Source organism: Shigella sp. FC1967 (assembly GCF_001743005.1).
GTDB lineage: Bacteria > Pseudomonadota > Gammaproteobacteria > Enterobacterales > Enterobacteriaceae > Proteus.
Genome location: NZ_MIIZ01000989.1, coordinates 1 through 1427, shown reverse-complemented (window position 1 = coordinate 1427; position 1427 = coordinate 1). Strand labels below are relative to the sequence as shown.

Sequence of the window (1427 nt, the reverse complement as noted above, 5' to 3'; positions counted from 1 at the left end):
CCCCATTCTGGCGTTGGTGGTTGTACACCTAACCCTAAAAAGGAAAGTGCCGAGATCATTAAAATAACACTCCCCATATCTGTTGATGCTAAGACAATAGTTTCAGCAAAGGTGACAGGTAATAAATGACGCCGTAAAATATGACGAGAAGGTGCACCAATCACCTGTGCATATGCAATGTAATTACGATGAGCGTATTGACGAACAACGCCCCTGATCATTCTGGCATACCATGCCCATTTCACTAAAATAACGGCAATTAAGATATTACCAATACCCGGTCCCATTATTCCCACTAATGCTAAGATCATAATTTCTGCAGGGAATGACAAAACGACATCACATAACCGCATAATCAATGTATCTATCTTGCCATGGAAAAATCCGGCTAACATTCCCATTAGCCAACCAATCATTAATGTCACACTCATGGCTAATAAGGCATAAAATACTGTTGTTCTGATACCAAACAATAATCTTGAAAAAATACAGCGTCCTAAATTATCCGTACCTAACGGATAATCAAAGCTCATCGGTTTAAATTTCAAGCGTATCGACGTTAATGTAGGATCATGTGGTGCCAACCAAGGGGCGAATATTCCTGCAATGACTACCATCATAATCACCAATAAACACAGTTGTGCACTTTTATCTTTTCCGAGTCGTTGCCAAAAAAGTCGCCACATCATTATCGCCTTAACCGTGGATCTGCCATCATTTGAATGACGTCCATCAGAAAATTAAAAAAGAGAAATAACAGTGACATTAATAAAATATAAGCTTGTATCATCGGATAATCACGACCAAATATAGCGCTGATACAGAGTCGTCCGATCCCCGGCCAAGCAAAAATATTTTCAATCACCACCGTACCCGCAATAAGCTTAGGAATACTCATCCCCAACGCCGTTAAACTGGAATACAGCGAATTACGTAAAATATGGCGGCGTAAAATAAGATTATCGGGTAATCCTCGCGCTTTGGCATAAAAGACATACGGCTGATGCCATTGATTTAACATCGCACCTCGTAATAGTCGTAAATAAGTGCCGATATATCCTAAAGAGAGCGCCAAAGCAGGCAAAATAACAGACTGAGGCGATAACATTCCGCTGACAGGCAACCAATCTAAATAAACAGCGACACCCCAAATTAATAATAATCCTAACCAATAATTAGGAATAGCCGTTAAAACAAAAACAATAAAACGGATACATTTATCCGTAAAACTTTGAGGTTTAGCCACACACCATAGTGCCAAAGGGAGTGTCAGAACAATCGTAAAGAATAGCGCCGTTGAGGCTAGCCAAAGTGTGGGTGGTAACGCCCTTAACATCTCTTGAATAACGGGGGTTCTTGTAAGAAAAGAGGTACCAAAATCGAGTTGCAAACCTGCTATTAACCATAAAAAGTAACGCGTAAAAAAA

Annotated in this window: 2 protein-coding genes; both read right to left on the bottom strand. The window is 40.0% G+C overall.

Annotation, left to right across the window (positions count from 1 at the left end; translation table 11 throughout):
- Positions 1 to 686, bottom strand: a 686-nt coding sequence (locus BHE89_RS17215) for an ABC transporter permease (RefSeq protein ID WP_128860663.1), incomplete at its 3' end; no start/stop codon positions are given.
- Positions 687 to 688: 2 nt separating this feature from the next.
- Positions 689 to 1427 (bottom strand): ABC transporter permease subunit (locus BHE89_RS17210; protein ID WP_128860662.1); only part of this gene is annotated, 739 nt, incomplete at its 5' end.